At 73.9% G+C, this 875-nt stretch carries 1 protein-coding gene; it reads left to right on the top strand.

Going from position 1 to position 875, the window contains the following annotated elements:
- Positions 1–875: chorismate-binding protein (locus FNX44_RS30145; protein WP_173019312.1), on the top strand; the 875-nt coding region annotated here is incomplete at its 5' end.

Genomic DNA, 875 nt, shown 5'->3' with positions numbered 1-875 from the left:
CGCCCGGCGGTCCCACCCTCGACGGCGTGCTGTCCTTCCTGACCGACCGGAAGGAGACCGACGAGCTGTACATGGTGGTCGACGAGGAGCTGAAGATGATGGCCCGGATCTGCCGGGCCGGAGGGCGGCTCAGCGGCCCGTACCTCAAGGAGATGGCGCGGCTCGCGCACACCGAGTACGTCATCCGGGGCCGGACCGACCGCGACGTCCGCGAGGTGCTGCGCGAGACGATGTTCGCGCCGACCGTGACCGGCTCGCCGCTGGAGAACGCCGCCCGGGTGATCAGCCGCCACGAGCCGTCCGGGCGCGGCTACTACAGCGGCGTCGCCGCACTCGTCGGCCGGGACGCGGCCGGCGCGCGCACCCTGGACTCCTCGATCCTCATCCGCACCGCCGACGTCTCGGCCGACGGCCGGCTGCGCATCGGCGTCGGGGCGACCCTCGTCCGGCACTCCGACCCGGAGTCCGAGGCGCGGGAGACCCGTGCGAAGGCGTCCGGGCTGCTCGCCGCACTCGGCGAGCCGCTGCCCACCCGGTTCGCCGCCCACCCGGACGTCCGCGCGGCGCTCGCGGCCCGCAACCGGGGCATCGGCGACTTCTGGCTGGACGAGCCGCGGGCTCAGGACCGGGAGGCCGGCGCGCTGGCGGGCCGGCGGCTGCTGATGGTGGACGCCGAGGACACCTTCACCGCGATGATGGCCCACCAGATCCGCTCGCTGGGCGTGGCCGTCGACCTGCGGCGGTTCGACGAGGAGCACGACCCGGCGGAGTACGACCTGGTGGTCATGGGCCCGGGGCCCGGCGATCCCCGTGAGGGGCGGGACGGGCGCTGTCTCTTATACACACTGACGCTGCCGACGATCTTACGCGTGTAG

The sequence above is a fragment of the Streptomyces alkaliterrae genome, from assembly GCF_007097205.2.
Classification (GTDB): Bacteria; Actinomycetota; Actinomycetes; order Streptomycetales; family Streptomycetaceae; genus Streptomyces; species Streptomyces alkaliterrae.
Note: the sequence above shows the minus strand (reverse complement) of the source record. Positions and strands in the feature narration are given on the sequence as shown.